Raw genomic sequence first — 2563 nt, 5'->3', positions numbered from 1 at the left:
CCCGACCTCCTGCGCGGCCTGTCCCACCCAGATCTCGCCTGTGTAAAGGTCCGGCTCGTCGGCGAGACGGTCGCCCCGCCGTGTCTTGACGTGCTCGATGAAGCTGCCGTGCAGCTGGTCGAGAAGGCGGCGGATGCGCGCCACGTCCTCCGGCTTCTCCGGTTCGAAGGGGTCGAGCAGGGTCTTGGACTTGCCGGCGGTGTAGACGCGCCGCTCCAGCCCCTGTCGGGCGAGGAAGACATGCGCGCCGAAGCTCGCAGAGATCACGCCGATCGAGCCCACGATCGAGCCCGTGTCGGCCCAGATGTCGTCCGCCGCCGTCGCGATCCAGTAGCCGCCGGAGGCCGCGACGTCCTCGACGAAGGCGTGCACCGGGATCTTCGTCTCGTCGGCGAGCCGGCGGATGCGCGCGCCGATGAGCGAGGATTGCACCGGCGAGCCGCCGGGCGAGTTGATCTCGAGCGCGACGGCGGCCGGTTTTCGGGCGAAGGCCCGCTCGATCGCCGGCGCGATGGCGCGGTCGTCGAGCGTGGCCCGCCCGCCCCCGCCGATCATGCCGGTCATGCGGACGACGGCCACGACCGGGTGACGTGACAGGAAAGGCAGGCGAATGACCATGATGGGTCATGTAGATTGCGCCGCGGGGCAGAACAAGTCGCCACGGAAAAGAAGCCCGCGACGATGCCCGGCGGGGCGCAGGAGCGCCCCGCGGCGCCGGCGCTCAGGCCTCCGCGGCGAGCGCGTCGTAGCAGGCCAGCGCCTTGGCCGCGTACATCATCGACGGCCCGCCGCCCATCTGCAGCGTCATGCCGAGCGCGTCGGCGACCTCGTCGCGCGTGGCGCCGCACTTGATGAGCGTCTCGACGTGGATGGCGATGCAGGATTCGCACTTCGTCGCCACGGCGATGCCGAGCGCCACGAACTCCTTCGTCTTGAAGTCGAGCGCGCCGCTCTCCTTCACCGTCTTGCCGAGGCCGCCGAAGGCGCGCGCCGTCTCGGGGATCGCCTTGTTCAGCGCGCGCAGGTCGTCGCGCGTCGAGTCGAGCGTGCTTTTCCAGTCCATGTCCTGTCCCTCTCGCTTGCGTTTCGCGGGCGAAAGAGCACGGGCCTCCGGGGGCGACCTTGATCCGGATCAGGTGGACGTAACGTCAGGTGGGTGGTGCGACACTCCGTGCCGCGCTCATGCCCAGACCCGCGAGCGCGTCGAGGGCCGGTGCCCGCTCAGCCCGGCGCGCGCGCCACGAAGGCGAGGTTGTTGGCCGGCATCTCGACCAGCGCGCCGAGGCTGAGGCCCGCCTCGTGCAGCCAGTCGGTGACGTCGAAATCGTCCTTGTAACCGATCGACGGGTCCTGTGCCGTGAGGCTCGCGTGGAAGCGCGCGTCGCCCTCGGAGGTAAGCTCGCCGCCGCGCATGAAAGGGCCGTAGAGGATGAAGGCGCCGCCGGGCGCGAGGGCGCGCGCGGTCTCCGCCACGATGGCGCGGGCGTCCTCCTCGGGGATCAGGTGGAAGAGATTGACGAGCAGGATCAGGTCGAAGGGCCCGTACTCCGTCGCCCAGCCGGGACGCGCGGCGTCGATCTCCATCGGTTCGCGCAGGTTGGGCAGATCCGCCTCCGCCGCCCAGGCCCGGATCGAGGCGCGGCGCTCGGCGTCGGGCTCGCTCGGCTGCCAGTCGAGGCCGGGCAGATGACGGGCGAGCGCCACGGCGTGCTGCCCCGTGCCGGAGGCGAGCTCCAGCGCGCGGCCCTCCGCGGGGCCGTGGGCCGACACGAGATCGCAGATCGGCCCGGCATTGCGCTCGGCCGAGGGCGCGCAGAGCCTGCCGCCGTCGCCGGGCGTGGCGACGGAGGCGGTGTCGGGCAGGTCGAGACGTCGGGTCATTGCTGTTCCTCCAGCCGGTCGGTGGCCGGCGGCGGCGTGGGCGTGAGCGCCGAGAGCCGCGCGCGCAGGCTGTCGTCCATCGGATAGGCGGTCGCCTCCAGCGAGGGGGCGAGCTGCTCGGCCGAGCGCGCCGAGAGAATCGGCACCGGCCGCGCGGGATGAGAAGCCACCCAGGCCGCGGCGAGCGTCGCCGGGTGCGTGCCGAGCTCCGCGGCGATCCCGGTCAGCGCGGCGGCGGCCGCGTGCATCCAGCGCGGTCCGTAGCGGCGCGCGTAGCGGTCGTTCTGGGCCAGGCGGCCCGAGGCGCCGGCCCGCGCGTATTTCCCCGTCAGCAGCCCGCCGCCGAGGGGCGAGTAGGGCACCGGCAGGATGCCTTCGGCCGCGCACATCGGCAGGAGCTCCACCTCCGCCTGCCGCTTGACGAGGTTGTACATCGGCTGGATCACGTCGATCCGCGTGCCGCGCGCGGCGGCGAGCGCCTGTGCCTTCATCACCTGCCAGGCGGCGAGGTTCGAGAGGCCGATATGCGCGATCCTGCCCGCCGCCTGCGTCTCGGCGAACCAGTCCATCGTCCGCTCGAGCGGCGCCTCCGGGTCCCAGCGGTGGAGGTAGAGGATCTCCACCCGGTCCATCCCGAGCCGTCGGCGGCTCGCGTCGAACTGCGCCTGAAGCGTCTCGGGCG

At 72.3% G+C, this 2563-nt stretch carries 4 protein-coding genes; all 4 read right to left on the bottom strand.

Going from position 1 to position 2563, the window contains the following annotated elements; all coding sequences use genetic code 11:
• Positions 1-618: S49 family peptidase (locus ACESL7_RS15220; protein ID WP_372894142.1), on the bottom strand; the 618-nt coding region annotated here is incomplete at its 3' end.
• 103 nt (positions 619-721) lie between these two features.
• Positions 722-1063 (bottom strand): carboxymuconolactone decarboxylase family protein, encoded by a 342-nt coding sequence (locus tag ACESL7_RS15215; protein WP_372894141.1) that lies wholly within the window; start codon positions 1061-1063, stop codon positions 722-724.
• A gap of 158 nt (positions 1064-1221) precedes the next feature.
• The gene (locus tag ACESL7_RS15210; RefSeq protein WP_372894140.1) at positions 1222-1881 is read right to left on the bottom strand and encodes a DUF938 domain-containing protein; all 660 of its coding nucleotides are present in this window, start codon (positions 1879-1881) and stop codon (positions 1222-1224) included.
• The coding region (locus ACESL7_RS15205) for an aldo/keto reductase (protein WP_372894139.1) at positions 1878-2563 on the bottom strand (686 nt) is incomplete at its 5' end. The genes ACESL7_RS15205 and ACESL7_RS15210, both read right to left, overlap by 4 nt.

The organism is Rhodosalinus sp. (assembly GCF_041685465.1).
In the GTDB taxonomy this organism is placed as follows: Bacteria; Pseudomonadota; Alphaproteobacteria; order Rhodobacterales; family Rhodobacteraceae; genus Rhodosalinus.
This window is presented reverse-complemented; position numbering and strand designations above follow the sequence as displayed.